Annotated in this window: 1 protein-coding gene and 1 pseudogene; both read left to right on the forward strand. The window is 59.8% G+C overall.

Annotated features, from left to right (window positions below):
• The coding region (locus tag AWB69_RS46795; RefSeq protein WP_082913890.1) for a site-specific integrase at nt 1–1254 on the forward strand (1254 nt) is incomplete at its 5' end.
• Nucleotides 1251–1679: pseudogene (locus AWB69_RS45070) on the forward strand (tyrosine-type recombinase/integrase); the annotation flags it as partial. The gene AWB69_RS46795 and the pseudogene AWB69_RS45070, both read left to right, overlap by 4 nt.

Consider the following 1679-nt stretch of genomic DNA (forward strand, 5'->3'; position numbering starts at 1 on the left):
ACGCAAGTTGTTTCTGAAGTCGTCATGCGCAATCGCGCACGGAACGGCGCACTTGAACCAGTTGTCGGAGCATATGCCGGATACTTGAGGCATCGCGGATACGCAAGTATTACTATCGAGAACTACCTGCAATGCGCGGCCCACTTCGGACGGTGGTTGACTGAGCAGCACATTGATCTCCATCACGTCGATGAGCCGGTGCTGCATCGCTTTCTTACGGTGCACCTTCCCGTGTGCCATTGCTGCAAGCCAGGTCCTCGCACCCCCGCAAACCTTCGCCGCGCGCTCCGTCATCTGCTTCGCATGCTGCGTTCGGAGGGAATCGTTCCGCCGAAATCGATGCTGATTTCTGAGGTTGTAAGTGAAGAGCTTCAGTGCTTTGACAAGTATCTCAAGGATGTGCGCGGGCTGGCGCCGGCGACGCGTCTTTACCGCCTGCGCTACGTCCGCGAGTTCCTGCTTGCCCAGTTTGGCTGGGGGCCGATTGCGCTTGAATGTCTTAAACCAGATGACATATGTCGATTCGTCACTGATCGCGCCACAGGATGTCAGCCCCGAACGGCCGGAATTATTGGCGACTGTCTGCGTAGCTATTTGCGTTTCCGGCGTTTGCAAGGGCAACCTACTGAAGTCTTGATTGCCGCAGTCCCCAGAATCGCCCACTGGCGCCTCGCGGCGTTCCCGGATTCCCTCACCGATTCCGAACTCAAGGGCTTTGTGAATGCCTTCGATCGAACGTGTCCAACCGGCCGACGCGACTACGCGATGGCCCGCTGTCTGGTAGACCTGGGCTTGCGGGCGAGCGAAGTGGCGTCTATCCAACTCGATGACCTGGACTGGCGAGAAGGCACGCTGCGGATTGCCAAAGCAAAGGCAAAGCGCACCGCACTCCTACCGTTGCCTGCGCAGACGGGGCGTGCGATCGTGGACTACCTGCGTTTCGGCCGCCCCAAGACGAATAGCCGCGCACTGTTCGTGCGACACCGCGCTCCACGCGATGAGCCGGTGGGACCGAGCCTGGTGCGTAACGCCGTACGCTGCGCTTACGCCCGATGTGGCCTGGCTCAGCGTTGGACTGGGACCCACGTCCTACGCCATTCTGCAGCATCAAGGTTGCTTAGAGGAGGGGCAAGTCTCAAAGACATCGCCGATCTGTTGCGCCACCGCAGTGTCAATACGACGACCATCTATGTCAAAGTCGATCTACCCAGACTCACCGCCGTTGCCTTGCCCTGGCCGGGGAGACTCACATGAAGCCCGCCACCACTATGGTCTCTCTGGTCGAGGACTACCTCGAATACCGGCGGCGACTCGGCTTTGCCCTGGAGAGTGACGCGAGGCGGCTGCTGTGCTTTGCTCGCTTCGCCGATCAGCTCGGTCATCGCGGTCCGATCACGGAGGAACTCGCCTTACGTTGGGCCAGTTCATCGACCCGCACCACCGCCATCACCAGGGCGGGCCGATTGAAGATCCTGAGCCCATTCGCAAAGTATCGCCTGCAATTCGATCCCGCCACCGAAGTTGCACCGTCTGGACTTTGTGGGCCGGGATACCGACGACTAACCCCGCATATCTATTCGGAGGAGGAGATCGAGGTCTTATTGGTTGCTGCGCGACAACTTCCGCCCACCGGTGGCCTGCGTCCACTCACCTGTGAAACTGTCTTCGGTCTGCTCGCC

This window comes from Caballeronia udeis, from assembly GCF_001544555.2.
In the GTDB taxonomy this organism is placed as follows: Bacteria; Pseudomonadota; Gammaproteobacteria; order Burkholderiales; family Burkholderiaceae; genus Caballeronia; species Caballeronia udeis.